The following is a 215-nucleotide window of genomic DNA, read 5'->3' as shown; positions in this document are numbered from 1 at the left end:
AGATCCGCAACCGCTACCGCGACCTCGTGATCGACGACATCGCGGCGAACACCGACACCGATCTCCGCGGCCGGATCGTCGTCGAGGAGACGTTCTCGGTCGACGACTTCGCGGACCGGTACAACAGCTACGCGGGCAGCGCGCTCGGATTGGCGCACACGCTCACGCAGACGTCGCTGCTGCGCCCGCCGCACGTCTCGGACGCGGTCGACGGG

General features: G+C 68.8%; 1 pseudogene. It reads left to right on the top strand.

Features of this window, described 5'->3' with window-relative positions:
- Window positions 1-215: pseudogene (locus tag EXE44_RS19835) on the top strand (phytoene desaturase); the annotation flags it as partial.

The organism is Halorubrum sp. SS7, assembly GCF_005435055.1.
Lineage (GTDB): Archaea > Halobacteriota > Halobacteria > Halobacteriales > Haloferacaceae > Halorubrum > Halorubrum salinarum.
The sequence above is the reverse complement of the archived record's forward strand: the minus strand, read 5'-3'. Positions and strand labels throughout refer to the sequence as shown.